Source organism: Kribbella sp. NPDC051718 (genome assembly GCF_040681515.1).
GTDB lineage: Bacteria > Actinomycetota > Actinomycetes > Propionibacteriales > Kribbellaceae > Kribbella.
The window spans coordinates 623,503-650,498 of the sequence record NZ_JBFAYZ010000004.1 but is presented as its reverse complement, the minus strand read 5'-3'; the positions used below and the strand labels follow the sequence as shown (position 1 = coordinate 650,498).

29 protein-coding genes are annotated in these 26,996 nt (G+C 67.4%); 16 read left to right on the top strand and 13 right to left on the bottom strand.

Features of this window, described 5'->3' with window-relative positions:
- Positions 1-33: 33 nt before the first annotated feature.
- From AB0M15_RS18690 to AB0M15_RS18680, 3 genes are read right to left on the bottom strand one after another with little or no spacing between them, the layout of a single operon-like run.
- The gene (locus AB0M15_RS18690; protein WP_363819941.1) at positions 34-858 is read right to left on the bottom strand and encodes a carbohydrate ABC transporter permease; all 825 of its coding nucleotides are present in this window, start codon (positions 856-858) and stop codon (positions 34-36) included.
- 1 nt (position 859) lies between these two features.
- Positions 860-1,783, bottom strand: coding sequence for a sugar ABC transporter permease (locus tag AB0M15_RS18685; protein ID WP_344847873.1), 924 nt, complete (start codon positions 1,781-1,783; stop codon positions 860-862).
- The gene (locus AB0M15_RS18680; protein WP_363819937.1) at positions 1,780-3,132 is read right to left on the bottom strand and encodes an extracellular solute-binding protein; all 1,353 of its coding nucleotides are present in this window, start codon (positions 3,130-3,132) and stop codon (positions 1,780-1,782) included. The genes AB0M15_RS18685 and AB0M15_RS18680 overlap by 4 nt, the downstream gene beginning before the upstream one ends.
- Before the next feature lie 76 nt (positions 3,133-3,208).
- On the opposite strand from AB0M15_RS18680, the gene AB0M15_RS18675 reads away from it, so the two are divergent.
- Positions 3,209-5,587: a glycoside hydrolase family 3 N-terminal domain-containing protein gene (locus tag AB0M15_RS18675; RefSeq protein WP_363819934.1), complete on the top strand. Its 2,379-nt coding sequence runs from the start codon at positions 3,209-3,211 to the stop codon at positions 5,585-5,587.
- Positions 5,584-6,609 (top strand): LacI family DNA-binding transcriptional regulator, encoded by a 1,026-nt coding sequence (locus AB0M15_RS18670; protein ID WP_363819931.1) that lies wholly within the window; start codon positions 5,584-5,586, stop codon positions 6,607-6,609. The genes AB0M15_RS18675 and AB0M15_RS18670 overlap by 4 nt, the downstream gene beginning before the upstream one ends.
- Here AB0M15_RS18670 and AB0M15_RS18665 read toward each other — a convergent pair.
- Positions 6,602-7,093: a helix-turn-helix domain-containing protein gene (locus AB0M15_RS18665; protein WP_363819928.1), complete on the bottom strand. Its 492-nt coding sequence runs from the start codon at positions 7,091-7,093 to the stop codon at positions 6,602-6,604. The genes AB0M15_RS18670 and AB0M15_RS18665 overlap by 8 nt on opposite strands.
- Before the next feature lie 55 nt (positions 7,094-7,148).
- Between AB0M15_RS18665 and AB0M15_RS18660 the strand changes: the two genes are divergently transcribed.
- Complete coding sequence (locus AB0M15_RS18660) at positions 7,149-7,661, top strand: GNAT family N-acetyltransferase (RefSeq protein ID WP_363819925.1); 513 nt, start codon at positions 7,149-7,151, stop codon at positions 7,659-7,661.
- On the opposite strand, the gene AB0M15_RS18655 is transcribed toward AB0M15_RS18660, so the two are convergent.
- A complete protein-coding gene (locus AB0M15_RS18655) occupies positions 7,658-8,422 on the bottom strand; it encodes a DUF427 domain-containing protein (RefSeq protein WP_363819922.1) in 765 nt (254 codons plus the stop codon). The two genes, AB0M15_RS18660 and AB0M15_RS18655, sit on opposite strands and share 4 nt — an antisense overlap.
- A gap of 35 nt (positions 8,423-8,457) precedes the next feature.
- Here AB0M15_RS18655 and AB0M15_RS18650 point away from each other — a divergent pair, with 35 nt between their 5' ends.
- Together AB0M15_RS18650 and AB0M15_RS18645 are read left to right on the top strand one after the other, a co-directional pair.
- Positions 8,458-9,420 carry a ring-cleaving dioxygenase gene (locus tag AB0M15_RS18650; RefSeq protein ID WP_363819920.1) on the top strand — a complete coding sequence of 321 codons (963 nt, stop codon included), beginning with the start codon at positions 8,458-8,460 and terminating at the stop codon, positions 9,418-9,420.
- A complete protein-coding gene (locus tag AB0M15_RS18645) occupies positions 9,413-10,030 on the top strand; it encodes an alpha/beta hydrolase (RefSeq protein ID WP_363819917.1) in 618 nt (205 codons plus the stop codon). The genes AB0M15_RS18650 and AB0M15_RS18645 overlap by 8 nt, the downstream gene beginning before the upstream one ends.
- Here AB0M15_RS18645 and AB0M15_RS18640 read toward each other — a convergent pair.
- The 3 genes from AB0M15_RS18640 to AB0M15_RS18630 all read right to left on the bottom strand — a co-directional run bounded on the left by AB0M15_RS18640 (position 10,011) and on the right by AB0M15_RS18630 (position 11,819).
- Entirely contained in the window at positions 10,011-10,133 is a 123-nt protein-coding gene (locus AB0M15_RS18640) for a ribosomal protein bL36 (RefSeq protein WP_363819915.1), read from the bottom strand. The two genes, AB0M15_RS18645 and AB0M15_RS18640, sit on opposite strands and share 20 nt — an antisense overlap.
- A 35-nt stretch (positions 10,134-10,168) precedes the next feature.
- On the bottom strand, positions 10,169-10,519 hold the full coding sequence (locus tag AB0M15_RS18635) for a UBP-type zinc finger domain-containing protein (RefSeq protein ID WP_363819912.1): 351 nt from the start codon (positions 10,517-10,519) through the stop codon (positions 10,169-10,171).
- A gap of 94 nt (positions 10,520-10,613) precedes the next feature.
- The gene (locus AB0M15_RS18630; protein ID WP_363819909.1) at positions 10,614-11,819 is read right to left on the bottom strand and encodes an ROK family protein; all 1,206 of its coding nucleotides are present in this window, start codon (positions 11,817-11,819) and stop codon (positions 10,614-10,616) included.
- A gap of 81 nt (positions 11,820-11,900) precedes the next feature.
- Between AB0M15_RS18630 and AB0M15_RS18625 the strand changes: the two genes are divergently transcribed.
- The 4 genes from AB0M15_RS18625 to AB0M15_RS18610 are packed head-to-tail and all read left to right on the top strand — an operon-like array spanning position 11,901 to position 16,976.
- Positions 11,901-13,193: an extracellular solute-binding protein gene (locus tag AB0M15_RS18625; protein WP_363819906.1), complete on the top strand. Its 1,293-nt coding sequence runs from the start codon at positions 11,901-11,903 to the stop codon at positions 13,191-13,193.
- Between the two features lie 11 nt (positions 13,194-13,204).
- On the top strand, positions 13,205-14,023 hold the full coding sequence (locus AB0M15_RS18620; protein WP_363819903.1) for a sugar ABC transporter permease: 819 nt from the start codon (positions 13,205-13,207) through the stop codon (positions 14,021-14,023).
- Positions 14,020-14,835 (top strand): carbohydrate ABC transporter permease, encoded by an 816-nt coding sequence (locus tag AB0M15_RS18615; RefSeq protein WP_363819901.1) that lies wholly within the window; start codon positions 14,020-14,022, stop codon positions 14,833-14,835. The genes AB0M15_RS18620 and AB0M15_RS18615 overlap by 4 nt, the downstream gene beginning before the upstream one ends.
- Entirely contained in the window at positions 14,832-16,976 is a 2,145-nt protein-coding gene (locus AB0M15_RS18610; RefSeq protein WP_363819899.1) for an alpha-galactosidase, read from the top strand. The genes AB0M15_RS18615 and AB0M15_RS18610 overlap by 4 nt, the downstream gene beginning before the upstream one ends.
- On the opposite strand, the gene AB0M15_RS18605 is transcribed toward AB0M15_RS18610, so the two are convergent.
- A complete protein-coding gene (locus AB0M15_RS18605) occupies positions 16,881-17,240 on the bottom strand; it encodes a hypothetical protein (protein WP_363819896.1) in 360 nt (119 codons plus the stop codon). The genes AB0M15_RS18610 and AB0M15_RS18605 overlap by 96 nt on opposite strands.
- Positions 17,241-17,352: 112 nt before the next feature.
- Between AB0M15_RS18605 and AB0M15_RS18600 the strand changes: the two genes are divergently transcribed.
- Positions 17,353-17,646 (top strand): DUF4287 domain-containing protein, encoded by a 294-nt coding sequence (locus AB0M15_RS18600; RefSeq protein WP_363819894.1) that lies wholly within the window; start codon positions 17,353-17,355, stop codon positions 17,644-17,646.
- A 9-nt stretch (positions 17,647-17,655) separates the two neighbouring features.
- Here AB0M15_RS18600 and AB0M15_RS18595 read toward each other — a convergent pair whose 3' ends face one another.
- Positions 17,656-19,284: an amidohydrolase family protein gene (locus tag AB0M15_RS18595; protein WP_363819891.1), complete on the bottom strand. Its 1,629-nt coding sequence runs from the start codon at positions 19,282-19,284 to the stop codon at positions 17,656-17,658.
- A gap of 81 nt (positions 19,285-19,365) precedes the next feature.
- Between AB0M15_RS18595 and AB0M15_RS18590 the strand changes: the two genes are divergently transcribed.
- Genes AB0M15_RS18590 through AB0M15_RS18580 form a run of 3 tightly spaced genes read left to right on the top strand, consistent with a single transcriptional unit; the run spans position 19,366 to position 20,877 of the window.
- A complete protein-coding gene (locus tag AB0M15_RS18590; RefSeq protein ID WP_363819889.1) occupies positions 19,366-20,142 on the top strand; it encodes a hypothetical protein in 777 nt (258 codons plus the stop codon).
- A gap of 25 nt (positions 20,143-20,167) precedes the next feature.
- Positions 20,168-20,473 (top strand): NIPSNAP family protein, encoded by a 306-nt coding sequence (locus AB0M15_RS18585; protein WP_363819886.1) that lies wholly within the window; start codon positions 20,168-20,170, stop codon positions 20,471-20,473.
- A gap of 5 nt (positions 20,474-20,478) precedes the next feature.
- A complete protein-coding gene (locus AB0M15_RS18580; protein WP_363819884.1) occupies positions 20,479-20,877 on the top strand; it encodes a hypothetical protein in 399 nt (132 codons plus the stop codon).
- Here the strand turns inward: AB0M15_RS18580 and AB0M15_RS18575 are convergent.
- Together AB0M15_RS18575 and AB0M15_RS18570 are read right to left on the bottom strand one after the other, a co-directional pair.
- Positions 20,822-22,519: a DUF11 domain-containing protein gene (locus tag AB0M15_RS18575; protein WP_363819881.1), complete on the bottom strand. Its 1,698-nt coding sequence runs from the start codon at positions 22,517-22,519 to the stop codon at positions 20,822-20,824. The two genes, AB0M15_RS18580 and AB0M15_RS18575, sit on opposite strands and share 56 nt — an antisense overlap.
- Positions 22,520-22,523: 4 nt before the next feature.
- The gene (locus AB0M15_RS18570) at positions 22,524-22,790 is read right to left on the bottom strand and encodes a hypothetical protein (RefSeq protein ID WP_363819879.1); all 267 of its coding nucleotides are present in this window, start codon (positions 22,788-22,790) and stop codon (positions 22,524-22,526) included.
- A gap of 440 nt (positions 22,791-23,230) precedes the next feature.
- Here AB0M15_RS18570 and AB0M15_RS18565 point away from each other — a divergent pair, with 440 nt between their 5' ends.
- Genes AB0M15_RS18565 through AB0M15_RS18555 form a run of 3 tightly spaced genes read left to right on the top strand, consistent with a single transcriptional unit; the run spans position 23,231 to position 25,929 of the window.
- Entirely contained in the window at positions 23,231-23,914 is a 684-nt protein-coding gene (locus AB0M15_RS18565) for a response regulator transcription factor (RefSeq protein ID WP_363819877.1), read from the top strand.
- Positions 23,907-25,154: a histidine kinase gene (locus AB0M15_RS18560; RefSeq protein ID WP_363819874.1), complete on the top strand. Its 1,248-nt coding sequence runs from the start codon at positions 23,907-23,909 to the stop codon at positions 25,152-25,154. Before AB0M15_RS18565 ends, AB0M15_RS18560 begins: the two co-directional genes overlap by 8 nt.
- Positions 25,155-25,173: 19 nt before the next feature.
- Complete coding sequence (locus AB0M15_RS18555; RefSeq protein WP_363819872.1) at positions 25,174-25,929, top strand: RNA methyltransferase; 756 nt, start codon at positions 25,174-25,176, stop codon at positions 25,927-25,929.
- On the opposite strand, the gene AB0M15_RS18550 is transcribed toward AB0M15_RS18555, so the two are convergent.
- Entirely contained in the window at positions 25,913-26,671 is a 759-nt protein-coding gene (locus AB0M15_RS18550; protein ID WP_363819870.1) for an ACT domain-containing protein, read from the bottom strand. The genes AB0M15_RS18555 and AB0M15_RS18550 overlap by 17 nt on opposite strands.
- Between the last annotated feature and the right edge of the window lie 325 nt (positions 26,672-26,996).

Below are 26,996 nucleotides of genomic sequence, written 5' to 3'. Positions count from 1 at the left end.
GGGGTATACGGCGGCGCGGGACCGGGTTTCAGCTCAGCGGCTGAACCCGGCGGTGAGGCCGCTGAGGAGCTGGCGGCGGCCGAGGGCGTACAGGATGACGATGGGCAGTGTGGTCAGGACGACCGAGGCGAGGACCGCCGGGACGTTCACGGAGTACTGGCCCTGGAAGGTCCACAGGGCGAGGGGCAGTGTCCGCTTCTCCGGGCTCTGGGTGAGGATCAGCGGGAGCAGGAAGCCGTTCCAGACGCCGAGGCCGTTGTAGATGCTGACCGTCACGAGCGCAGGCCTGGTCAGCGGCAGGGCGAGGGTGCGCAGCATGCCCCACTCGGTGGCGCCGTCGACGCGCATCGACTCGAAGAGCTCCTTGGGCACGTCGCGGATGAAGTTCGTCAGCACCAGGACGGACAGCGGGATCGAGAACGCGATCGACGGCAGGATGATCGCCAGCAGGCTGTCGTACAGGTGCATCTTGATGATCAGCAGGTAGACCGGGATGATCGTCGCCTGCAACGGGATCGCCAGGCCCATCAGGAACAGCCCGTTGACGCCGGCCAGGAAGCGGCTGCCGGCTCCCCGGACGATCGCGTACGCCGCCATGAAGGCGATCGCGACCGCGGGCAGGATGGTGCCGGCCGTGACGATCACGCTGTTCAGGAAGTACCGCGGGAAGTCGGACTCGATCACCAGTTTGTAGTTCTCGGTGGTCGGATCGGTCGGCAGCGCGAACGGGTTCTGGGTGAAGAAGCCGGCCTGGTCCTTGAAGCTGGTGACGACGATCCAGTACAGCGGGATCAGCACGATCACGAGCCACAGCCAGCCGGCCGTGCCGCCGAGCCAGTTCCGTCGGATCAACCGCATCTCACGCACCTTCCTGCTGGCTGGCCGTCGTGCTGCCGCCGAGTCTGCGCAGCAGCAGGGCGAGAGCGAGGCCGATCAGGACGAGCAGCACCGCGATCACGCTGGCCGGGCCCATCAGGTTGGCCTGGAAGCCGCGCTTGTACATGTCCAGTGCGAGCACCCGGGTGGCATCCCCTGGGCCGCCCGCGGTGAGTACGAAGATCAGGTCGAAGAAGGTCAGCGAGCCGACCACCATCAGCGTCGACGACGTGATGATCGTGTACTTGAGCTGGGGCAGCGTGATGGAGAAGAACTGCCGGACCCGGCCGGCGCCGTCGATCGAGGCCGCCTCGTACATGGTGGTCGGGATCTGCCGGACGCCGCCTTGATAGATCAGCGAGTGGAACGGGATGAACTGCCAGGACACGACGAAGATCACGACGCCGATCGCGAGGTTGCTCTTGCCGAGCCAGTCCTGGGCGAGGAAGTCGAGGTGGAGGCCGGCACCGAGGCCGAAGTTCGGGTCGAGCAGCGCCTTGTAGGTGATCGCGATCGCGGCCGAGCTGAGCAGCAGCGGGACGAAGTACAGGACCGCGAGCAGTGCGCGGTAGCGCTGGCGGCCGGCCAGGAAGACGCCGAGCAGCAGGCTCATCGGCGTCTGCACGGCCCAGGACAAGATCATGATCTCGAACGTCACGAACAACGAATGCGGCAGCGCCGGATCGCTCAGAACCGAACGCCAGTTGGAGATTCCGGCGGTATGGATGGCGCCGAGGCCGTCCCACTGGGCGAAGCTGAGCAGCAGCACCCCGACCAGTGGGACGACTCCGAACACCGTGAAGATCGCGAGGGCGGGGAGGGCCATCCACGCGACCGATCCGCTCCGGCCGGCTTGCGAGGTCGTCCGCCCGGCGACCTTGGCGACGGTCGGAGCGGCCGCCGTCACTTGCCGATCACCCCGTTCATGCTGTCCGCGAACTGCTGCGGTGAGATCGACAGCTGGAAGAGTTTGGCGATGTTGTCGAGCAGCGTCTCGGCCGCGGCCGGGCTGAGCGCCTGGTCCCAGGACTGGGCGAAGTTCTTCGCGTTCGCCGCGGTGTCGTAGACGAAGTTCAGCCACTCGGCGTCGTTCTTGTCGGTGATCGACGAGAGCTTGTCCTTGGCGCTCTTCACGACCGGGATGCTGCCGGACTTCACCCACGCATCCACCGTCGCGTCGTCGAGCGTGTTGTTGGCGATGAACTTCTTCGCGATGTCCTTGTCGGCCTGGCTCGCCTTGGAGGAGATCGACATGTACTGACCCGGGTTGCCGACGGTGTCGCTCGGGTCGCCCTTGCCGCCCTCGTACGGCGGGAAGTTCATGAAGCCGAGGTGGCCGCCGGTGACGAAGTCCTTGCCCGCGCTCTTCATTCCGCCGTAGGTCCAGGCGCCGTGCAGCATCATCGCGGCCTTGCCGGTGTAGAGCAGGGCCTGGTCGGCGTTGGAGTCGGCGGTGATCGAGGAGAAGCCCTTGATGAAACCGTTCGCCTTGATCAGGTTCTGCATCTCCTCGAGCGCCTTCAGCGCGGACGGGTCGGACCAGCCGTCCTTCTTGCCGTCGAAGATGTTCTGGAAGACCTCGGCGCCGCCGATCCGGTCGAACAGGAACTCCAGCCACATCATGTTGGTCCAGCGCGACTGCCCGCCGAGCGAGAACGGCGCGATGCCCTTGTCGTTGAACTTGGGCACCAGCGACATGATGTCCTGCCACGACTTCGGCGGCTCGGCGCCGATCCGCTCGAACGCGCGCTTGTCGTAGAACAGCACGATCGGCGTCACGGTCTCGCCCGGCACCGCATAGATCTTGCCGTTGACGGTCGCCGCCGTGAAGGCGGACGGGAAGATCGAGTCCTTCAGGGCGGCCTGGTCCTTGCTGAGCCAATCGGTCAGGTCCTCGACCTGGCCGGCCTCGACGTACGCCTTCAGGCCGCCACCGCCCCAGCCCCAGATCAGCGTCGGACCCTGGCCGGCCCCGATCGCGGTCTTGATCTTCTGCTTGAACGCGTCGTTCTGGAACTCGGTGGTCTTGATCTTGGTGTCCGGGTTCGCGTCGTTGAACCGCTTGACCTGCGCTTCGCGGATCGCCTGCTGAGGCTGACCGGTGAGGAACCAGTACGTCGCACCGGAACCGGTCGAGCCCGCTGCGGAGGAGCTGCCTGAGCTCTTGGGGCCGGAGGTGCCGCACGCCGAGAGCCCCGCCGCTATCGCGGCGCTGCCGGCGGTCAGGCGAAGGAAGTTGCGCCGAGAAGTCGTCATGTTTCGTAACGTAGATTTCGGGAGTATTGCTGTCAAGACCTTGAATACGCTGCATTTGTGGGTGAGATTAAGCGTTATGAACGAGCCGGTGTCGTCGAAACATTTCGAAAACCGAGAGTGGCGCGATCTCAGTCTTCCGGCCGAGAAGCGGGCCGAATTGTTGCTGCAGGCGATGACGCTGGCGGAGAAGGTCGGCCAGCTCGGCAGTCGCTGGGTCGGCAACGACATGGCTGGCAGTGACGTCGCCGGGACCGAGAAGCCGGCCGGCGAGCAGCTCAACGTCGCGCCGATGCAGGACGTCTTCACCGCGGGCGGATCCGTCCCGCTGGCGGAGGCGAGCAGGCACGGGCTCGGGCACCTCACGAGGGTCTGGGGCAGCGTGCCGCTTTCGGTGTACGAGGGCAAGGCGGAGTTGCTGCGCCAGCATCGGGTGGTGCTCGACCGGTCGCGGCTCGGCGTACCGGCGTTGGTGCATGAGGAGTGTCTGACCGGATTCACGACGTACGGGGCGACGGTTTATCCGACGGCGCTGGCTTGGGGTGCGACGTTCGATCCCGCGCTGGTGGAGCGGATGGCGGCGGCGATCGGGCGGGACCTGGCCGCGGCCGGTGTTCATCAGGGGTTGTCGCCAGTGCTCGATGTCGTGCGCGACTATCGCTGGGGGCGGGTTGAGGAGACCCTCGGCGAAGACCCTTATCTGGTAGGGATGTTGGGGTCGGCGTATGTGCGCGGGCTGCAGAGTTCCGGGGTGATCGCGACACTGAAACACTTCGCCGGGTACTCCGCCTCGCGGGCCGGGCGCAACCACGGACCGGTGTCGATCGGGCGGCGGGAGTTGCTGGACGTCATCTTGCCGACCTTCGAAATGGCGATCGGGGACGCGGGGTCGGTGATGACCTCGTACGCCGACCTCGACGGCCTTCCCGCTGGAGCGGACTCGTGGCTGTTCACCCAGGTGTTGCGCGACGAGTGGGGTTTCGCGGGAACCGTGGTCTCGGACTACTGGGCGGTGCCGTTCCTGGCCCGCATGCATTGGGTGGCGGCGACGGCTGAAGACGCCGGGGCGCTGGCGCTTGCCGCGGGCACCGATGTCGAGTTGCCGGATACGATCGGGTTCGGCGCGGGGCTGATCGAGCGGGTCGAATCGGGTGAGCTGTCCGAGGACCTGATCGATCGCGCTGCTCGCAGAGTCCTGCTGCAGAAGGTGCAGTTGGGGTTGCTCGATCCGTCGTGGACGCCTGAGGGATCGGTTGGGCAGTGCGATTTCGACTCTGCTGAGAATCGCGCGCTGGCGTTGGAGATCGCCGAGCGGTCGGTGGTTTTGCTCGACGCCGGTACTGCGCTGCCGTTGGATCGCCTTGCTACGCGGCGAGTTGCGGTGGTCGGGCCGTGTGCGGGTGACCCGAAGACGTTCATGGGGTGTTATGCCTTTCCCAATCACGTGTTGCCGCGGTATCCGGAGCGCGGGATGGGGATCTCGGTGCCGACGCTGTTCGATGCCTTGAGCAATGAGTTCGTGGGGTGCGTCTACGAGCAGGGGAGCGCCGTGCTCGGGGACGATCGGTCGGGGTTCGCCGCGGCGGTCGAGGCTGCGCGCGCGGCGGATGTGGTGATCGCGTGTGTGGGGGATCTGTCCGGGCTCTTCGGTCAGGGATCCTCTGGTGAGGGATGCGATGCGGAGGATCTGCGGCTGCCCGGAGTACAGGCTGAGCTGGTCGATGCCTTGCTCGAGACCGGTACGCCGGTAGTCGTGGTCGTCGTGTCTGGGCGGCCGTACGCGCTGGGTGAGATCGCCGGGCGGGCGGCTGGGTTGGTGCAGGCATTCCTTCCTGGGCAAGAGGGTGGGGCCGCGATCGCTGGTGTGTTGAGTGGGCGGGTCGTGCCTGGCGGGAAGTTGCCGGTGCAGATTCCGCGGAACGTGGGCGGGCAGCCGGGGACGTACTTGCAGCCGGCGCTCGGGAGTGTGGAGAGCGCGGGCATCAGTGGGCTGGAGGCTGTGCCGCTGTACCCGTTCGGGTACGGCTCGTCGTACACGACCTTCGAGGTCTCCGGGTTGGAGCTCAGCGCTGAGGAGATCGCGACCGATGGCTCGTTCGTGGCGACGGTGAGGGTGCGCAACACGGGCTCGCTCCGTGGCGACGAGGTGGTGCAGCTGTATCTGCATGACGTGGTGGCGCAGGTGGCCCGGCCGTTGAAACTGCTGACCGGATTCGCTCGGGTGTCGCTGGATCCGGGCGAGGTGGCCGAGGTGGCGTTCGAGGTGCACGCGGACCGGACGGCTTACAGTGGGGCTGATCTGCGCCGCATCGTCGAGGTGGGCGAACTCGAAGTACTGGTGGGGACTTCGTCGGCCGATCTGCCGTGCCGTGCCGTCGTGCGGGTCGTTGGTGCGACCCGCGTGGTGGGGCACGATCGTACGATGGTCACCCCCGTTGTCGTGAGGAGGAGCGCTTGAACGGTCGGGTCACGCTGGCCACTGTCGCCGCCACGGCCGGAGTCTCGGTCGCGACGGTCTCCAAGGTGCTCAACGGGCGCAGTGATGTGTCCGAGTCGACGCGTGCCCGGGTGCAGGAGCTGCTCCGCGAGCACGAGTACATCGGGCGCCGGCCGGAGCAGGTCGAACGGATCACGGTCGAGCTCTTTTACCAGGGATTCCTCAACAGCTACTCGGTCGAGGTGATCCAGGGGGTTGTCGAGGCCGGTCAGGCGGCTGATGTGGATGTCGTCCTGGGGTCGCATCCGCACGCAACCCGTAGTACCGGCCGGGCGGCTACCTGGATCCGGGAGCTGACCGCGACGGGACGGCGGGCGGCGATCGGCATCACGTGCGAGCTGACCGACGCGGATCTGGCGGCGTTGTCGCGGGCTCGGTTGCCGCTGGTGGTGGTCGATCCGATCAGCATCGCGCAGCCTGATGTGACCAGCGTTGGTTCGACGAACTTCGCGGGTGGGATGGAGGCGACGCAGCATCTGCTGTCACTCGGGCACCGGCGGATCGCTTATCTGGGTGGGCCGCCTAGTTCGGGGTGCAACCAGGCGCGGTTGAACGGCTTCCGGGGTGCGATGGAGGCGGCTGGGGTCTCGGTGCCGAAGGAGTATGTGTGGCTTCGCGAGTTCCTGTACGAGGACGGGCTGGCGGGTGGGGCTGATCTGCTCGATCTGCCGGAGCCGCCGACGGCGATCTTCGCGGGGAGTGACGAGACTGCGCTGGGGGTGATGGAGGCGGCTCGGGCTCGTGGGCTCCGGGTGCCTGAGGACCTCAGTGTGATCGGGTTTGACGACACCCAGGTGGCGCGGCTCGCTTCGCCGCAGTTGACGACGATCCGGCAACCACTGCGCGAGATGGGTGCGGTCGCGCTTCGCACTGCGCTGCAGTTGGCGGCCGGTGAGAAGGTCGACTCCCATCACGTGGAGCTGGCCACCCGGCTGATCGTCCGCGACTCGACGGCTGAGCTGGCGCGCGTTCCCGTCAGCTGACCTCGCGTGGGGTCGCGCCGGGGCCGGGGCGGAAGGCGACCTCCCGGGGCGTGGGGGTGTGGCCGGCATCGCAGTGGAGGGTGACTTCTACTCGCCCGCCGCAGCCGCGGTGCTCGGGGAGTAGGGGTGGGCCGCTGTCCAGGGGCAGGTACTGGTCGCCCCACTGGACCAGGGCGACCATCACCGGGTAGAGGTCGAGGCCCGCCTGGGTGAGACGGTATTCGTAGCGTTCGCGCTGGCCGGGGATCCGGTACGCCTCGCGGCGGAGCAGGCCGCGGTCGATCAGGGCGGTCAGCCGGTCGGTGAGGACCTGGCGGGGGATGTTGGCCCGGGCCCGGATGTCCTCGAACCGGCGGACCCCGACGAAAACCTCCCGCAGAACGTGGAACGTCCACTTCTCGCCGAGGATCTCCATCGTCCGGGAGATCGTGCAGTTCTCGGTCGACCAGTGCATGGCCTCCGGTACCGCCGCCTGGGTGCTCATGAAACCAGGCTACGTCTACTTGACAGACTCAGCCAACCCGATGGAAGCTGAATCCGTGAATCAGACTCAGGTGGTCGAGGCGGATCAGCTCGTACTCCGGCGAGCGGGCGACGCCGACGTGGAGTCGCTGTCGGGAATGCTCGGTGGCATGCCCGATTTCAGCCTGTACATGCGATTCCAGACGGCGATCGGCAAGCCGCCGCGACCGGCGCTGGTGCAGCAACTGGTCTGCCCGAACGGCGCCGCCTTCGTCGCCGAGCGCGACTGCGAGGTGGTCGGCCACGCGATGTGGGCCTGGGTCGACGGCGCCACCGTCCCGACGGTCGAGCTGGCCTTGATCGTCGCGGAGCCGGAGCAACGCCGCGGCCTCGGCGTACGGATGCTGACCGCGGCCGCACACGACGCCCTCGCCTCAGGCGCGGCTCAGTTCGTCGTCATGGTCAGCGCCATGAACGACCGAGTCCTGCGCATGGTCCGCCGCCGCTGGCCCACCGCCACCACCCACCGCGAAGGAGCCCTCCTCAACTTCACCATCCCCGCCGCGGACTTCTTCGCCGCGGTCAACTAGGAGAAGTGGGTGACGACGCGGTCGAGGGTTACACCGTCGATGGCGATGTCTAGTTTTTCGTTGTAGAAGGCGATCAGGCCGGCGATGGGTTGTAGGGCGAGGGTGGGGAAGTCGTAGGTCCAGGCGAGGTCCGGGTGGAGGGTGTCGCCGGAGCGGACGGACCAGTAGCCGGTGGTTCTGCCCTTGTAGGGGCAGGCGGTTTCGGTGTCGGACCATTCCAGGTGGGTGAAGTCGACCTCGGTGCGGTTGAAGTAGTACCGGGTCGGGAGGCCGGTCTCGAAGACCATCACGGTCGACGAGGAGTCGGCTAGCACCAGGCCGTCCAGGGAGACCTGTACGTGGCGGGTCGAGCGCAGGGAGTCGACCCGGGTGTACGGGTTGCGGGGGTGGACGAAGACTTGCTCGTCCTCCTCGAACCACGCGTCCAGGGACGCCCACTCGAAGCGGACCATGCCGGACAGCCCGGGGATCGCGTCGTCGCCGTAGACACGTGCGGCGGCCGGGCGGTGGGTGTCGCCGACTTGGAGGGCGTGGCGTCTCGCAGTACCGCGCTTCAGTTTCTGTGGGTGGTCCTCGTCGACGAGGACGCCGGGAGCGACGTCGGCGAGGGGGATGTAGTACTGCGGGTAGTTGGGCCATTCCCACAGGTAAACGGCCCGAGTGGTGTCCAGCACGACCTGGGAGCCGAGCATTGCCCGGATTCGCCGGGGTACCGGCTCGAGGTGGTCCGTCCGAGCGATCGACGCGGGATAGTCAGGCATATGTTCAAGCTATCCCGGAAGAGAGAAACCAGCTGATGTCCACCGCACTCGCGCCGCACGGTCTGCACCACGTCACCGCCATCGCGGAGGATCCGCAACGCAACGTCGACTTCTACACGACGGTCCTCGGGCTGCGCCTGGTGAAGCAGACCGTCAACTTCGACGCCCCCGACCGCTACCACCTGTACTACGGCGACGAGTCCGGCAACCCCTCGACGCTGCTGACGTTCTTCGCCTGGCCCGGCGCCGAATCCGGTCAGCAGGGCACCGGGATGACGACGGCGACGGCGTTCAGCATTCCGCCGGAGGCGCTCGGCTGGTGGCAGAAGCGGCTCAAGGATCTCGGCGTGGACTCGGACGATCCGGTCGCCCGGTCCGACGAGGAGGTACTCCGGTTCCGCGATCCCGACGGATTGGTGATCGAGCTGGTCGCGTCCGACGGGGACGCGCGGTCGGGGTGGGACGGGGCTGCCTCAGTACCGGCGGACAGTGCTGTTCGGGGGTTGTACTCGGTGACGATGACCGAGGCCGAGTTGGAGCCGACCGAGCAGATGCTGGCCGGGATGCTCGGAATGGAGTACGGGCACAACACGTCGGATCGCACGCGGCTGGTGATGGGTGGCGGGCAGCAGGGGACTGCCGTGGATGTCCTGCCCAGCAAGAAGTCTCGCGGGTTCCAGGCGGCCGGGACTGTGCATCACATCGCGTTCCGGGCGCCGGATCAGGAGACGCAGGCGCAGTGGCGGCTGCAGTTGCTGGAGGCCGGGATCCACGTGACGGAGATCCTCGATCGGCAGTACTTCACGTCGATCTACTTCCGCGAGCCTGGTGGGGTTCTGCTGGAGATCGCCACCGATCAGCCGGGGTTCACCGTGGACGAGCCGCTGCTCGAACTCGGACAGCACCTCAAGCTGCCGCCGTGGCTCGAGCCGAATCGCGAGCAGATCCAGAACTCGCTGCCGGCGCTCCGGCTTCCGGTTGCCCCGATCGATGAGTGACCGGCCGCACGTCTGGCTGCCGGGGACCGGTACGCCGCCGTTGCTGCTCCTGCATTCGACCGGGGGCAACGAGGAGCAACTGCTGCCGCTGCGGGCTCAGCTGTCGCCGTCGTCGCCGGTGCTGTCGCCGCGCGGGACCGTGCTGGAGGACGGGATGGCGCGGTTCTTCCGGCGCTTCGAGGAAGGTGTCTTCGACGAGGACGACCTGCGGGCGCGGGCGGATGAGCTGGCTGAGTTTCTGACGGAGTCCGAGAAGGAGTACGGCGTACCGGCGGGCTCCTGGCTGGCCGTCGGCTTCTCCAACGGCGCCAACATGGCCTCCGCCCTGCTCCTTCGGCACCCGGATTCCCTGGCCGGCGCGATCCTCCTGGGCGCGATGGTCCCGTTCGCGGACGCCGGTCCTGAGGATGAGAGCTTGAAGGGCAAGCGCGTACTGATCGTCAATGGCAACCACGACCCGATGGCGACGGCCGGCCAGACCCAGACGCTCGCCGGCAATCTCCGGCGGAGAGCGGCTGACGTCGAGGTACGGGGATTCGAGGGCGGTCACACCATTGATCCCCGGCAGTTGCCGGGGATCAAACAGTGGATCAGCCTTGGCGGGCTTTGAGGTGCGGACTCTTGCGGTTGAGGACGTAGACCCTCTTGCCGCGCTTGACCACCTGGGCGCCCGGCTTTGACTTGAGCGAACGTAGAGACCTTCGAACCTTCATGCTGTCCGCAACAGGGATCAGGGGGTGAACATTCCCTACTGGTGGATGTGCTGCACCCAGTCGGCCGGTACTGCGCCCTGCGGGCCGGGGGCCGGCTGGTCGACCGGGTGGTTGACCGGGGGCGCGAGGTCGGGGCCCTCGACGATCTGCTCGGTGGTGTAGTCCCAGAACCAGTCCTCGCCCGGCTCGTACGACTGGATGATCGGGTGGCCCGTCTCGGCGGCATGCGCGCTGGCGTGCTGTTCGGGCGAGCTGTCGCAGCAGCCGATGTGCCCGCACTCGGCGCAGCGGCGCAGGTGGAACCACCAGCCGCCGCCGTCGGTGCACTCGACACAGCCCGGCCCCGAAGGCGCGACCTCGGGCCGGATCCCGGCGTCGTTCGTCATCCTGATGTCCTTCCGTCGGTGACTCGCAGGACCAAGCCTGACACAAGGGTTTCCGGGGTCACCGCAAGGATGATAATGACAAAAAGGATGCGTATTAACTGCCGGGGACGGCGAGCAGCTCGGCGAAGACCGAGTCGAGGGCCAGCCGGGCCGCGCCGAGGGCGACCGAGTCGGCGCCCATCGTCGAGGTGACCACCTCGAGTGGGACGAGGGTCAGCTTGGCGAGTTCGCGCCGGAACGGTTCGGCGATGATCGCGCCGCCGCGGGACATACCGCCGCCCAGGACGACGACCTCGGGATCGACGGCCAACGCCAGGACTGCTGCGCCGCGCGCCAGTACCTCGGCGAACTCGATCAGTACGCCCAGACTCTCGGGGTCCTGCAAGGCGGCTGAGGCGATCACGAACTCGCCCTCACGGCCGGCGGGGGCGCCGGCCTCGGCGGCGAGCGCGGCTCCGCGGGCGTGCAGCCGATCGACGGCCGCCTCCCAGCCGAGCATCGGGAGAGCTCCTATTTCACCGGCGGCGCCATGCCGGCCCTGATGGACCTGCCCATCGATCAGTACGCCGGCGCCCGCGCGATGTCCGGCGAACATGTAGACGATGTCTCGATGCTCCTGCGCCGCGCCCTTCCAATGCTCGGCCAGCGCGGCGAGCTTCACGTCATTGGCCACCGCGACCGGCTTGCCAAGCCCGTCGGACAAGGCCTTCGCGACATCGACCTCGGTGAATCCCGGCAGTGAGTACGGCGCCAGCCCCGATCCGACCGGCCCGACCCGTACGTCGGAGACGCCCTCGGCGGCCCTTAGCGTTCCGGTGATCCCGCAGGCGATGCCGGTGATCGCGGTCGGCTCCAACTCGGCGTCGGCCCAGCAGGCTTTGGTGGTGTCGATCGCCGCCTGCAGTCGCTCGGTCGCGGGCAGGTCGGGGTCCAGCTCGACTCGCCGGCTGGCGAGGGTGTTGCCGCGCAGATCGGTGACGACGGCCATCGCCTTGTGAGCTCCGATGTCGATGCCGCTGACATAGCCGGACTCCGCCCGGAACCTGAAGTGCCGGGCCGGTCGACCGGCGCTGCGGCCGGTCGCCGTACGAGGTGGTGCCGTCTCCTCGACGCGGCCTTCGGTGAGCAGCTCGGCGAGCAGATCCTCGGCCGTCGGGCGGGAGACGCCGACGACCACGCGGAGCTCGCGCAGAGTCAGGCTCGGTGCGTTCACGAAGGCGCTCAGGGCCGCGGAGAGATTGAGTCTGCGCAGCAACGACGAGTCGCCCAGCCGTCCGCCCGCCTTGGTGTCTTGACTCATCCGAGATCTCGTCCTTATGCTCGCCGCGTCGATATTGCTAATTGACTTGCTTATTGTATCCGCTGGCCTGGAGGTCCGCTCATGGCAGCACGGTGGAACAAGGTGGTCGCCGTAGCGACCCTTCTGACAGTAGCGCTCGCCGGTTGTACGAGTGGCGGCAAGGCAAAGGACAGCGCGGCGGGCGGTGACGTCGAGCTGACCATGCTCACCTTCGAGACGCCGAACCTGCCGGCCGCGCTGTGGGACTCGGCGATCGCCCGGGTCTCGCAGAAGGTTCCGGGCGTCAAGATCAAGAAGCTCGTCACGCCGAACATCGACCGCACGACGTACGCCAAACAGCTCGCCAGCTCGGGCCAGTTGCCAGACATCATGCTGGCGGTGAACCCGCAGGGCTTCGCCGAGGGTGGACAGCTCGCGGACTTCAGCAAGGACGAGCTGAAGGACTTCGCCAGCCCCGAGTCGGGGGCGATCAAGGGCAAGGTCTACCAGTTGCCGACTAACGCGCAGCCGCAGTCGCTGCTCTATTACAACAAGGCCGACTTCGCGAAGGCCGGCATCACCGCACCGCCGAAGACGTGGACCGAACTCCTCACCGCCTGCGCCAAGCTGAAGGCGGCCGGCATCACGCCGATCGCGGTCGGCGGTGGCGGGCAGGACACCTTCGCCAGCATGTACAGCTGGGTCGGCACGGTCGGTACCGACGTGTACCTGAGTGATCCGGGCTTCTCGAAGGAGATCACCGACGGGTCGAAGACGTTCGACGATCCGCTGTTCGTGAAGGCGACCGACAAGGTCGCGCAGCTGGCCAAGCTCGGCTACCTGGATCCGAAGGGCACCAGCCGGTCGTACGCCGATCACGAGAAGGCGTTCCGGGCCGGGTCGGCGGCGATGTACCCGATGGGGTCGTGGTTCGCGACCTCGGCCGACAACGACAAGCCGAAGTTCGCCGTCGGGGTGTTCGCCTGGCCGTCCGACGACGGCAAGGCGGTGGTACCGACGCTGACCGGCGGCGGGTTGAGCGTTAGCGCGAAAGCGGAGAACGTCGAGCTGGCGAAGAAGTTCGCGCTCGAGTGGACCAGGGACAAGGAGACGTCGGACGCCTTCAGCAAGGCCGACGGCACCTTCAACACGGTCGCCGGGTACCAGCCGCCGGCCGACATGGGGCCGCTGTTCCAGCAGACGTTGGCGATCTACAACCAGGCGGTCAAGGACAAGACGGTCACCCCGGCACTCTCGATCGAGCAGGGCGACAACGGGCTGCCGGCCGATCTGACCGTGCCCGTCCAGCAACTTGCCGTCGAGCTGCTGACCGGCAAGTCCGACGCGCACACGGTGATCGGCAAGCTCGACAAGGAATACGCCGCGCTCAGGTAGAAGGGTCGAACATGTTGCGGCGTGCTCGCGAGTTCTCCGGCTTCGCCCTGCCCGGGCTGTTCCTGTACGCCGCCCTGGTGCTGGTACCGATCGGCTGGACCGTCGTACTCGGCTTCACCGACCGGAACCGGTTCGCGCCGGCGACTCACTTCGTCGGCTTCGACCAGTTCCACCGGCTGGCCCAGGACGACCAGTTCTGGCTGGTGCTGAAGAACACCTTCGTCGTCACCGCGATCGTCGTGATCGTGCCGAACGTGCTCGGCCTCGCGCTCGCGCTGCTGCTCAACCGGGATACGCTGCTCTACCGGGTGCTGCGCTCGGTCTTCTTCACCCCGGTCATCCTCAGCGGCATCGTGGTCAGTGTCATGTGGCAGAACCTGCTCCGCCCGTGGCTGGCGGATCCGGGGATGGCGTTGTTCTCGATCAGCGGGATCCTGTGCTGGCAGCTGCTCGGGTTCTGCGTCGTGGTCTACCTCGCCGGGCTGAACGCAGTACCGAAAGAGTTGTACGAAGCGGCGACCGTCGACGGGGCCGGCTGGTGGCGGCGGTTCCGGTCGGTGACGTGGCCGATGATCGCACCGGCGGTGACGATCAACACGGTGATGCTGCTGATCAGCGGCTTCAAGGTCTACGAGCACATCCTGGTACTGACGAACGGCGGCCCGGGTCGCAACACCACCGCGTCGATCGCCTTCGACGTGATCGAGAAGGGCGTGCGCGGCGACCGGATCGGGTTCGCCGCGGCCGAGGCGACGGTGATGCTGGCGATCATCGTGCTGCTGAGTGGCGTCGTCCTGCGGCTGCTCCAACGTCGCGAGGTTCAGTTGTGAGGGGTCGCTTCGAGGTGCTGCGGCCGGTTGGCGCGATCGTCCTGGCGGCGGTGTTCTTCTTCCCGGTCTACCGGCTCGTCACCGGAATGCTCAAGCCCGCCGGCGAGATCCAGTCGTCGCCGCTGGGCCCTCTGACCGGTGCGAACTTGCGGGCGGTACTCGGGCGCGAGGACGGTCTGTACTGGTCGGCGTTGCTCAACAGCATCCAGATCACGGTGTTCTCGGTGGTGTTGTTGACGCTGCTGTCGGCGATGCTCGCGCACTATCTGGTGCGCTCGAAAGCGCGCTGGACGAAGCCCGCGATGCTGATGTTGCTGTCCGGGTTGATGATTCCGCCGGCCGTCATCCTGCAGCCGATCACGCAGGTACTCGGTGCTTTCGGATTGATGAACTCCGTCGCGGGCGTGGTTTGCAGCAACGTCGGGTACTACCTGCCGTTCGGTGTCTTCGTCTTCGCCGGCTTCATCCGGACCGTGCCGGTGGAGATGGAAGAGGCGGCCAGCATCGACGGGGCGAGCCGGTTCCGGCTGTTCTGGCAGGTCGTCTTTCCGACGTTGCGGCCGGCCGCGGCGAGCGTGCTGATCTTCCTCGGCGTCTGGGTCTGGAACGACTTCCTCAGTCCATTGATCATCCTCGGCCCGGAAGCAGGTACCACCGTGACAGTCGGCGTCTACCGGTCGGTCGGGGAGTACTCGACGAACTTCGGCACGCTCTACGCGTTCTCGTTCCTGGCCTCGTTGCCGGTGTTGCTGTTCTTCGTGGCGCTGCAGAAGCAGTTCGTCGCCGGGCTCACGGCGGGGGCGGTCAAGTGAGCGTCAGCTTTTTGGATGGGGTGTTGGTGCTGCAGACACCCGCTACTACGTACGCGGCGTACTGCGGGGCCGACGACATCCCGTTGCATTGCTATTGGGGTCCGCGGATCGCATCGGCCGATGTCGGGGTGCTGGCGGCGGGGATGGCCGAGCGGTTGGCGAGTGAGTGGCCGAGCTTTCGGTCGGCGGCCAATGGGCATGAGGAGTACCCGCTGGAGGGACGGCTGCAGTTCGGGCGGGCTGCTTTGTCGTTGGAGTTTGCGGGGGCTGTTCGGAGTACGGAATGGAGGTTGGCCGGGCACGTGGTGCATGACGAGCACCATGTGGAGTTGTTGTTCGACGTACGGCGGTATGAGGTGAGCGTCAGCTTGCACTACCGGGTGTACGAGGACACGGACGTGATCGATCGGTGGGCCTCGTTGCGTAACGGGCCTGGGGTCGTGGAGGTCCATCGGTTCGACTCGGCGGCTTGGGTGATGCCGGAATGGGAGCGGCATCGTCTCTCGCATCTGACCGGGCGGTGGGCAGCGGAGACCTTGCTACGGCGGGTCGAGTTGGCCGATGGGCGGTTCGTGTTGGAGAGCGGGCGGGGCACAACCTCGCATCATGCGAATCCTTGGTTCGCTGTCGATGACGGGTCTGCGACTGAAGACTTTGGTGGGGTTTACAGCGCTGCCTTGCATTGGAGCGGGTCGTGGCGGTTGCTGGCGCAGCGGGAGTTGGACGAGCCGGCGCAGGTGTTGTTCGGGTGGGGGCATGAGGGGTTCGGGCCGCGGCGGTTGGCGGCGGGGGAGGTACTGGAGACTCCGGTGAGTTCGGGGTTGTTCAGTGCGTCCGGCTTTGGCGGGGTCAGCCGGATGTGGCATGCGTACGCGTTGGGGCAGGTGTTGCCGCGGTCTGCCGAGGATCGGCCGGTGTTGTTCAACTCTTGGGAGGCGACGGGGTTCGCTGTCGAGGAGGCTGGGCAGCTTCGGTTGGCTCGGCAGGCGGCTTCGTTGGGGTGCGAGTTGTTCGTGCTGGATGACGGGTGGTTCGGGGGACGGTCTTCGGATGCGGCTGGGCTTGGGGATTGGTGGGTTTCGCGGGAGCGGTTTCCTCGCGGGTTGGAGCCGTTGATCGCTGAGGTGCATGAGCTGGGGATGGGGTTCGGGTTGTGGGTGGAGCCGGAGATGGTGAATCCCGACTCGGATCTTTATCGGGCGCATCCGGAGTGGGTGTATGGGTTCGAGGGGCGGGCGCCGGCGTTGATGCGGAATCAACTGGTGCTGAACCTGGCTCGGCCGGAGGTTGCGCAGTGGGTGCTGCAGGAGCTGGACTCGTTGCTGTCGGCGCATGATCTGCAGTTCGTGAAGTGGGATATGAATCGGCCATTCGCTGATGCTGGGTGGCCGTCGTCGCCTGAGTCGGTGGGCAGGGTTTGGTTCGATCACGTGACTGCTGTGTATTCGATTCTCGATGTGTTGCGGGAGAAGCATCCGGGGGTTTCGTTCGAGGCTTGTTCGGGTGGGGGTGGGCGGGTCGACCTCGGGATGATGGCGCGGTCGGATCAGTTCTGGGTGTCGGACAACACGGATGCCTTGGATCGGCGGTCGATTCAGCACGGGTTCAGTCAGGTGTATCCGGCGCGGACGATGGCTTGCTGGGTGACGGATCAGCCGTCGTTCATCAACAAGCGGGTCGGGGTGCCGCTGGAGTACCGGTTCCATGTGGCGATGGCCGGGGTGCTCGGTATCGGCGGTGATTTGGCTGCTTGGAGCGATGACGAGTTGGCTTTGGCGCGGGAGCTTGTTGCGCAGTACAAGGTGATCCGACCGCTGGTGCAGCACGGCACGCAATACCGGCTGGGGGTGCCGGGGCGGGCGTTGTCTGCGGTTCAGTACGTTGCGGCGGATCGGGGTGAGGCCGTCGTACTGGCCTACCAAGAGGCCCAGCAATTCGACAGCCTCCCGCGGCCGTTGTCTTTGCGCGGGCTGCAGGCTGACGCTGTGTACCGGGTGGACAACGGGGTGGAGCTGTCGGGTGCGGCCCTGATGTCGTACGGGCTCCTACTGAACCTCACCGGCGACTACGCCAGCCAGCTGATCCGGCTGGAGAGGGTCTACGAGGATGGTTCTCCCGGGATCCCAGCTGGTTTGAGCTAGCCGGCGGGTCAGGTGGTGCCAGCCTGTTGGTGAGGCGATGACGACCCAGGCGTCGGGTGCGCCTGCGGCGAAGCGGCGGGCTTGGCGGAGCCAGGAGGCTGCTTGCTCGGGCCAGTCGACTATGTCCAGTACTTCGCCGCCTGCGGACTCCCAGGCCTTGGCGAGTTCTTCGGCTCTGGCCAGTGAGTGGTCGTCGCGGGAGGAGCCGATGACGATCGAGGTGGCGGCTCGTTGGGTGAGCAGGCGGAGTACGGGGTCGGTCACCTGGGTTGAACGGGGTTGGGAAGTTTTTTGTGAGGGGTGTCGATTTGGGGGTGGGGTTTTCGACGCTGGGGTGTGGCGGCCGGTGGGGTTGCCCTGGTGAGAGGTGAGTGGGATGTCGTTTCAGGCGTACTTGGACAAGATCGAGGAGAAGACGGGGCTGACGCCTCGGGAGTTGGTGGAGTTGGCGCGGGGGCGGGGGTTCGAGGGGCCGTCGACCAAGGCTGGGGCGGTGTGTGACTGGTTGAAGGAGGACTACGGGTTGGGGCGGGGGCATGCGATGGCGCTGGTGTACGTGATCAAGAACGGCGCGACGATCGGCGACAAGCATGTCGGGACGACCGGGGTGCACCGGGATGAGTCGAACACCTTGTGGCTGGACGGGAAGGCGAGCAAGCCCGCTCGTTGAGGTCCGGTGTCAGGCGTAGTCACGGAGGCCGGACAGCAGGCCTCCGTGGAACGGATTGGCATCGACGGCTTCGAACCAACTCGCTCCAGTGGTCAACGGCTCAGGTGCCGGGACGACAACCGCCTGCGGCGCCTCAGCCGCAGGCCCACGCCGCATCCGATCCGCCACATCAACCTCCGGCGCCGGCATATCAGGCAACAACACAAACGCACCCCCAGCGGCGCCTCCGAAGGCGTCCACACCAAACGCGTCCACACCACCTGCGGCGACGGCCCCTGCGGCGCCCAGCCCCAGACCGGCGCCTGGGTGGTACTCGCCGGTTGCGCCTGTGGTGAAGATGCCGGCGGTGGCTAGGGCGTGGAAGGCGTCGGCTGCTCGTTGGGCTGCGATGGTCGGGTTTTTGCGGACTTTGTCCAGGGCGGCGAGTACTGACTTCCAGGTGGTGGTGGGGTCGCCGTAGTCGATGGAGCGGGCCAGGCGGCCGACGGTGATGGGGGTTGCGGTGGGGGCCAGGGCGGACATCAGGGGGCGTACGCCGTAGCGGGGGCGGCCGCCGACTACTACGAGGCGGAGGTTGGCTTCGGTGGCGTTGATGAGGTTGCGGTAGACGTCGGTGCCCGGGGTGGTGACGATCAGGTCGGCCAGGGCGCCTTTCTCCAGGCGGCCCAGAGGGTGGGGCCAGATGCCGGAGAGGGCCTCGCCGGGGTTGGAGGTTGCGAGGCGGACGAGTTCTTCGTCGGTGAAGACGGGAGTGGGCTGCGCCTTGTTCCAGAGGTCGGCGACTTTGAGTTCCCAGAGGATGTTGCGGGTGCCGGACGGGCCCCAGTCCGAGCCCAGACAGAGGCGAACGCCCTTCGCCTTGGCCGTCTTGACGTCGGCGGTCGCGCCATACAGCCAATAGTTGGAGAACGGCGACCAGACGAGGCTTGAGTCCCCGGCATGCAGTTGGGCGAGATCATCGGCCGTCAGAGCGGCGCCGTGGATCGCGACGAGCTGCGGTTTGACCACGCCGACCTGGTCGAGCAGCTGGAACTCCTTGCGCAGCTTGGGATCTGTCCCCTCGGCGGTGTGCGCGATGAAACCACGTCCGAGCTTGACCGCCGCCACGTACGATTCGAGCGCTTCGGGGCTGTCGGCAACGAGTGTGCTGACCCGGATGAAGTCTTCGTGCGTCCCGAGCTTCTCGGAGTCGATGTTGCGGATCAGGTCGTTGTCCGGCGGCACAGCGCCACGCGGGTTGCCCTGGATCGAGGTCGTACCACCGACGATCGCCCGCGTTTCGGCGTACCGGAGAAGTGCGCGACCAGCCGCCGCCCCGAGCAGTCGCGCCGGTTGGCTGATGGTCCCGCTGTACGACGGCGCGCCGCCCCACTGGTTGTGCGAGGTCCACGGGACTTTGCGCTTCGGCTCGGTCCACAGCGGCAGGCTGTTGTACATCAAGTGATTGTGGAGATCGATCAAACCGGGATAGATCACCCCGCCCGAGGTAATCCGCGGCGCATTCTCGAACCCCGCCGGAATCGCATCACCCGGCGTCACCGCGGCAATCAGCCCGTCGTCGCCGACGTAGACCGCGCCCCGGTTGAACACTGCACCATCCGGCCGCATTGTCGCGACCTTGCCCGTCAGAACGAACATTTGCTCGACCTCCCCCGGTCATCACCCTTTCAGGTGCTATTCAGGAGCGTAGGCTATTGGGCGTCCATGGGGGTGGCGATGATGGTCGAATTCGATGGTGGTCCGCCGATGGCGGTGGCCCGGCATTTCGCGCAGTTACCGAGCTACGCGGAGTACCGGCGGTTCTTCTGGTACGACTGGGGGCCGATCTTCTATCGCGGCCGGCTGAATCGGACCGGGCGGCTGCTCTGCGTGGCGTCCGATCCCGGGCCGACCGAGCGGATCGCGGGCCGGACGCTGGTCGGCGACGCGGGGCAGCGGGTCCAGGGCTTCCTCGGCAAGGTCGGGTTGACGTCGAGCTACACGCTCGTCAACGCCTATGCGTTCGCGCTGCTGCCGTCGCACGCGCAGGACGCGATCCCGTTGCTGTCCGAGCCCGACCAGCTGCAGTGGCGCAACAAGTTGCTCGAGCTGATCACCGGGCCGAAGCTCGAGGCGATCGTGGCCTTCGGAGTACAGGGGAGGACGGCGGTGCGGCTGTGGGAGAACAAGCCCGACGTACCGGTCTTCGAGGTGCCGCATCCGTCCAGCCGGAGCCCGAAGGTGCTGCTGGACAGCTGGCGGGCGGCGGTGACCGAGCTGCGCGGGATCGTCACGCCTGACCCGGACGGCGATCCCGGCGTACCGAACTACGGGCCGAAGTTCCTGGAGTCCGACTACGCGAGCATCCCGGCGCGCGACCTGCCGTTCGGCGTACCGCCGTGGCTTGGTGACGACGCCTGGGGCCGGTCCGACCGGCCGAAGCACAACAACAGCGTCGAGCGCCCGGCCACCGACCTGCGCAACACGCTGATCTGGCGCGCGCCAAAACACGCCTGACCCCACCCGTGGCAGGCTTCTCACCATGATCACCTGTGTCGTGGAGTATGTCGTCGACCCGGCCAAGCTCGAGGCGTTCGAGGAGTTCGGCCGGCGATGGATCGCGCTGGTGAACGAGCACGGCGGCACGCATCACGGGTACTTCCTGCCGTCGGAGGGGGCGAGTGACAAGGCGCTGGCGCTGTTCAGCTTTCCGAGTCTGGCCGACTACGAGCAGTACCGGACGCTGTTCGGCGTCCATCCCGACTTCATCGCGGCCGACAAGTTCCGCGACGAGACCGGCTGCGTGATCCGGTACGACCGCAGCTTCATGCGCCCGGTCCTCGGCTGACGGCGATGCGGACCTTCGTCTGGCGGTTGAGCTGGATCAGTTCGGTGGGGGTCGCGCTGTTCTCCGTGCTGATGCCGATCGTCGCCGACCGTTCGGGTGCGGCGTACTGCGGCGCCGGCGTCTGCGATCCGAACGGGTACGCGACGATCTTCTACATCGGGGTCGGCGTCGTGCTGACCGGGCTGAGCCTGGCGGCGTACGGGTTCAGCCGAGCGCGGCGGGATGCCGGACCCGCGCTCGGCCTACTGACCTCGATCCTGCTGCTGGGCTTCATCGCCGGTGGTGACGACGACATCCCGGGCTGGCTGACCGCGCTCACGTGGATCGTGGGCGGGTGGTTCCTGGTGGTCAGCGTTGCCGGTCTGGCCTACCTACGTGGCGACCGGCCGCACGACGCCGGCTGACAACTAGAAGCACTCCGCCGGCGAGTGCGAGGGAGACCGCCAGCGCGACCACGAACGGGCTGAGCGGGCCGCCGGTCTGAGCGAGCTCCTGCCCGACTTGGCCACCGGTCTGGGCTCGCTCCTGCCCGACCGGACGGATCGGCACCGGCTGGCCCGCCGGGGTGGCGGCGTCCGGGCCGGGCACGACCCTGCCGGACGTGGCCGGAGCCGGTGGCGTGACGGTCACCGTCGCCGGGGTGGGAGTTGGCGGAACCGGCCTGGGCGGGAGCGGCTTGGGTGGTACGGGGATCGGGGGGACCGGCGACGGGGGCGCTGGCTTCGGGGGTACCGGCGGGGGCACCGGCTTCGGCGGTACCGGCAACGGGGGCACTGGCTTCGGAGGTACCGGCTTCGGTGGTACTGGCTTCGGGGGTACTGGGGTTGGTGGGTCGGGCTTGGTGGGCTGGGGGGCGATCTCCAGCCGGAGGGTGGAGGTGTTGTTGGTCAGTACCGGGTCCTCGGTCTCGGCGCCTACGCCGACGACATTGGCGAGCGGGCCGAGGTAGTCGTCGGGGACGAGGGTGTGGACGGTTACCCGGACGGTCTGGCCGGCGGGGATCGTGAAGAACTTGCATTCGAGCGCGTGGTCGTAGTTCCAGAAGCACTGGGTTCCGTCGGGCGCGTCGATGGCGGTGACCGTCACGTCCGGGGACGGGAGATTGATCGTGGTGACGTCCTCGGCGTCCGACGGCCCGTCGTTGGATACGTCGAGGTCGTAGATCAACGGTTCGCCGGCCAGGTGCTTGTCGCCCCGGGCGCTCAGCTTCACCGAGACATCGGCCGACCCGAAGATGACGACGTTGGCCGAGCCGGTCTCGTTGCCCGGCTTGAGCTCCCGCGAGCTCGAGGTCGCGGTGGCCTTGTTCGTCAGTACGGAGTCCGGATAGCTGGTGGCGACCTTGACGGTCAGGTCGACGAGCTGCTTGCCCACGCCCTGATCGCCTAGCGCACAACGGATCTGCTGCCCACTGGTGTCACAAGTCTGCCCACCGCGGACCTTCGCGCTCAGCACGGTCACGCCGTCAGGCAGGCGATCAGTCAGTACGACGTCCCGCGCGATCTCCGGCCCTTCGTTGTGAACGGTGGCGAGGAAGTCCACCTGCCCACCGCGGACCATCCGCTTCAGCCCGGCGTCCATCGTCACCCGGAGATCCACGCCTTGCCCGACCGCGACGACGTCGGTGACCGAGTCGGTCGCGCTGCCTTCAGGGCTGGATGCCTCTGCCGTGTTCACCTTGGTACCGGAGGCGTCGTCAGCGACCTTGAAGTGAATCTTCACCGTCACGGTCGTGCCCGGCGGAATGGTTCGCAGGTCGCAGCTGACGTCCGGGCCGCGCGTCTCGCAGGACCCGCTCGTGGTCGACACGTCGACCAGGCTCAGGTCGGGCGGCAGGGTGTCGGTGAGCTTGACCGCCTGCGCCGGCGCGGTACCGGTGTTGCCGACGGCAACCGTGTAGGCCCCTTCCTCGCCGGGGATCAGCGGGGTCGACGAGACCTCGACGGTGAGTTCGGCCTGCCATTCAGGCTCGGCCGCATCGGCCGCCTTGGCCAGTCCGAGCACCGCCAGCGGTACCAGGGCAAGCCCCACGAAGATCCTTCGCATCTCCTCAACCCCGCTTCTGCCAGGTCCGGCAAGTCCGTTCGAAGCGGCCGAGCGCCTCGACGACACTGACGTCCACCAGGCCGGGAGGCGCGGTGAGGTGGTCTTGCTTGAGGTCCGCGTGTGCGAGTACGGAGATCGGGTTCGTGTACCGGCCGGACCAGCCGAAGCTCAGCTGTCGCTCCAGGTCGAACCAGAACAGGAGCGGCTCGCTGGTCGACGGTTGGTGTCGGTCTCGGGCGCGCTGCCCGGGTACTGCGTATCTGCTGGACATCCAGTGCTCCTCACGGCGGTGCTGCCGCCCCCGGTCGGGAACGCGGTCGTCGACCCAACGGTCCTGGAGCGGCTCGCGGCCGACTACCCGCGCGAAGTACCGGCTGACCCCGCTGATCGGCGGGGTGATGGGGGCCGGTCGGCGTCTGGGCGGCAGGGGCGCCGGCCGCTGGAATGGTGGCCAGAACCAGTCAGGGCGGACTGGGGACCTGGTTCACCGATACGGGGGAACTTCTCGACATCCACCTGTCTCCTCACCCCGGAGCGCGTCCTCTTCCGGCGCGGCACCGTGGCGACAGGCCGAGAAGTTCAGAACCAGGGCGGCAGCTCGCCGGCGACCGACTACCCCCCTCGAGTCGCCGGCGAGCGACCGGTCCCCCACGGTGGGTCACCGGCGGAGTACGATCTGATCACGCCAGGTGATCGAGCGGGGGCTACGAGATGGCGAAGATCCGGGTCGCGATCGTCGACGACGAAGGCCTGCTCAGATCCGGCCTGCAACTGATGATCGACGCGGCCGAAGACCTCCAGGTCGTCTGCTCCTGCACCGGCGCCGACGCCCTCAGATTGTTGCCCCAAGCAAACGCCGACGTAGTCCTCCTCGACATCCAAATGCCCGAGGTAGACGGCCTCACCGTACTCCGCGCGCTCCGCGCAACCCCACCACCCGCTGCTGGCCGGGGGCCGGGCGGGCGTGCTGTGCCTGCGGTGGCGATGTTGACGACTTTTGCTGCTGATGACCTGATTGCTGAGGCTCTGCGGGCCGGGGCCGACGGGTATCTGCTGAAGGACACCGACCCGGGGGAGTTGGTTGCTGCGATCCGGGCGCTGGCGGCGGGGCGGCCGATGTTGTCGCCGGCGGTGGCGCGGACTGTGATCGATGGGTATCTGGAGGGGGCGGACGATCCGGAGGCGTTGCAGCGGCTCATGCGGTTGTCGCCGCGAGAGCGGGAGATCCTGGCGATGCTGGCGGACGGATCGTCCAACGCGGTGATCGGCGAACGCTTGTATCTCAGCGCCTCGACCGTCAAGGACTACGTAAGCGCAATCCTCGCCAAACTCGGCGTCACCAACCGAGTCCAAGCCGCCGTCCTCGCCCACCGCGCCGGCCTAACCGATGTCTGACCCCACCAACCCCCGATCGCCCGCGGACCCGAACGCCGGGCCGAACGCCGAGCCGGCTGGCCGGTCGAGCGCCGAGCTGGGCGGTGGGTCGAGCGTTGAGCGGGTTGGTGGGTTGGGTGCGGAGCAGGGTGGTGGGGTGTGGGATCGGTTGTTGCTGGGGGCACCGACTGTGGGGGCGTTGTTGCTTGCGTTGACCGGGGTTGGGCGGGTGTCGTCGGTGCATCTTGGTGTCGTTGTGGTGTCGGCGGTGGTGTTGATGCTTCGGCGGCGGTGGCCTGTGGTGGTGTTGGTGGTGGCGTTGGGTGGGTTCGTCGGGTTTCTTGATCTGGTGCCGTTGGCTGTTGCTGTCTACGCCGTGGCGGTACAACCGTCGGCCCGGCGCTGGCAGCGGGCGTTGCCGGTGCTTGTTCTGCTGGTGATCCCGGTCGGGTACCTCCTCCGGGCTGCTGGCGACGATGAGCAAGAGTTGCTGGCGAACGTACCCATAGTCATGCTGCTCTGTGCGGTGCTCCCGGCGGTGATCGCGCTGCTCATCCGCGCTCGTCGGGAGCAGGCGGCCGCGATCGCCGAGTTGATCCGCAGCCGCGAGCGGGAGGCGATGCTGATCGCCCAGACCGTCCGGGCCGAGGAGCGAGTACTGCTCGCACGCGAGATGCACGACGTCGTCGCCGACAAGATCAGCCTGATCTCGGTACGGGCCGGCGCGTTGGCGGTCACCCGCGGCGGCGACGACGTAGTACAGGCCGAGGCGGAGACGATTCGCGGGTTGAGCAAGGCGACGTTGCGGGAGTTGCGCGAGGTTCTCGCCGTACTGCGTGAGCCGGGTGCCGGTTCGGCGGAGGGGTTGTCGGCGCTGCCTGAGTTGCTGGCCGGGAGTGGGCTGGACGCTGGGTTGACGATCGCTGCCGGCGTACAGGAGGAGTTGTGGAGCGCGGCGGCTCAGCGGGCGGTCTATCGGACTGTCCAGGAGGCGCTCACGAACGTACGGAAGTACGCGGCCTCCGCACGGACCGAGGTCGTGCTGGCTCAGCGTGAAGACCATCTGGCTGTCACTGTCCGCAACGGCCCGGCCCGGCGGGTCGAGCGGGATCCGGCCTTGCCGTCGGGTGGGCACGGGCTGACCGGGCTGCGGGAGCGGGCTGAACTGCTCGGTGCGGAGTTCAGCGCCGGCGCCACCGAGGCGGGTGGATTTCTGGTCGAGGTGCGGATCCCGGCGGGCGCCGGCAACCGGCCGCGCTGACCGGCTGTACCGTACGGGGGTGGATCAGGAGGCGCGGGAGAAGCTCTCTCCCCGGGACAAGTGGATCACCATCTTCGGGCGTAAGCCGGTGCTCGAGGCGCTGAACGATCCCGCGTTGTCGGTGGCGAAGGTGGTGGTCGCGGACAACGCCGGCGGCGGATCGCTGGACGAGATCCTGCGCGCCGCTTCGCGAACCGGTACGCCGGTGGAGCGCGCGACGGCGTCTCGGGTGAAGTGGCTGGCCGGGAACGGCAAGCACGATCAGGGCGTGGTCGCGGATGTCGACGCGCCCCGGATGACGCCACTGGCCGACTTCGTGCGGACTCGGGGCAAGCGGCCGACGAAGGTGTTCCTGCTGGACGGCGTCACCAACCCCGGCAACGTCGGCATGATCCTCCGGACCGCGACCGGCGCCGGCTTCGACGGCGTGATCCTGCCTCGAGCCGGTACGCCGCACGTCGGCCCGCTGGTCATCAAGGCGTCCGCCGGTATCGCCTTCCAGGCCCCCATCGTCAACGTCGCGACCGCGAAAGCCGCCGTCAACCTGCTCACCGAAGCCGGCTACCGCATCTACGGCCTCTCGGCCCGCTCGAAGCAGTCGCTCTTCAAGGCAGAACTGGCCGACCGGGCCGTCTTCGTCCTCGGCGGCGAAACCAACGGCATCACGGTCACCACCGACGAGGACCTGCAGATCCCGCTGCACGCGGGGGTCGAGTCCCTGAACGTCGCCGTCGCCGCGGCCGTCGTAGCTTTCGAGGTCACAAACCGCGACTGAGCGTCCTAGCCGTCTCGGCGACCTCAGCGAGCCGGTGCGCTCTTGCCGACTCGGCTGGGGTGAAGGGTTCACCTGGGCGAGTGAAGACGTAGAGCCCGCTCCAGGGCGACGGGATCTTGAGGATCGTGCCGTCGGTCGGCAGCGACCTGCCCTGAAATGCTTTGGGATCGGTGACCAGCTGAGCGCCAAGCAACTCGGCGACGGCGTGCGGCAACTCGGCCGGATCCGCGACGACCTGCGCCGACAGACTCAACGCCGTCGTCTGCCCATCGACCAACGCGAGCGTCGTAGTCGGCCAGACATGCACCTCCCGCCCACCCGCCGCCTTCAGAATCTCCACCAACTCGTCCGGCCCGACCCCATCAGGTGTCGAAACCACCAGCTCATCCCGTACGCCGTCCAGCACCGGATGAACATGCAGCCCCAGAATGTTGGCCTCCAACTCAGCCAGCCCGAACGTCAACTGCTCCAGCGCCCCGGCCCGATCATCCAGCGTAACCCTGATCCGCCACAGCGACCCCGCCTGCTCCAACCCCGCCTTCGTACGCCGCCGAAGCCGATGCCCCGGCGCGTGCAACCAGGTCCGCAACAGCCGCATCGTCGAGGGTTCGATCACCCAGATAGCCAGCGCGGTCGTGCTGATCGCCAGCAAACTCACCGCCACGAGATACGGCGGATGAACCGCCCCGACGACCGCATGCAGCCCGAACTCCACCGGAAAGATCGCCGCCAACTTAGCCACCGTCAACCGCACCCGAGCCGGATGCGGCATCCGCCCACACACTTCACACGCAGTACCAGCGCTAACCCTCGCCCGAAGCTGCTCCATACCCCTCACTCTCCCGCCCCCACCCACACCCCCCATTGCCACCCGATTGCCACCTCGTAAAACCCCACCGCGCACCTGAGCGGGCGTGGGGTGGGCGCCTCGCACCGCCACGCCATCAATCGCTCCGCCCGACCGAGCTCTCCCGCGGTATCGCGTCTCCAACTGCGCCCATTGATGGGATGGCGGTCCGCTCCCACCGATCGCGGTGCATGGGGATTCTGGGCAGTTGGGGGTTGCG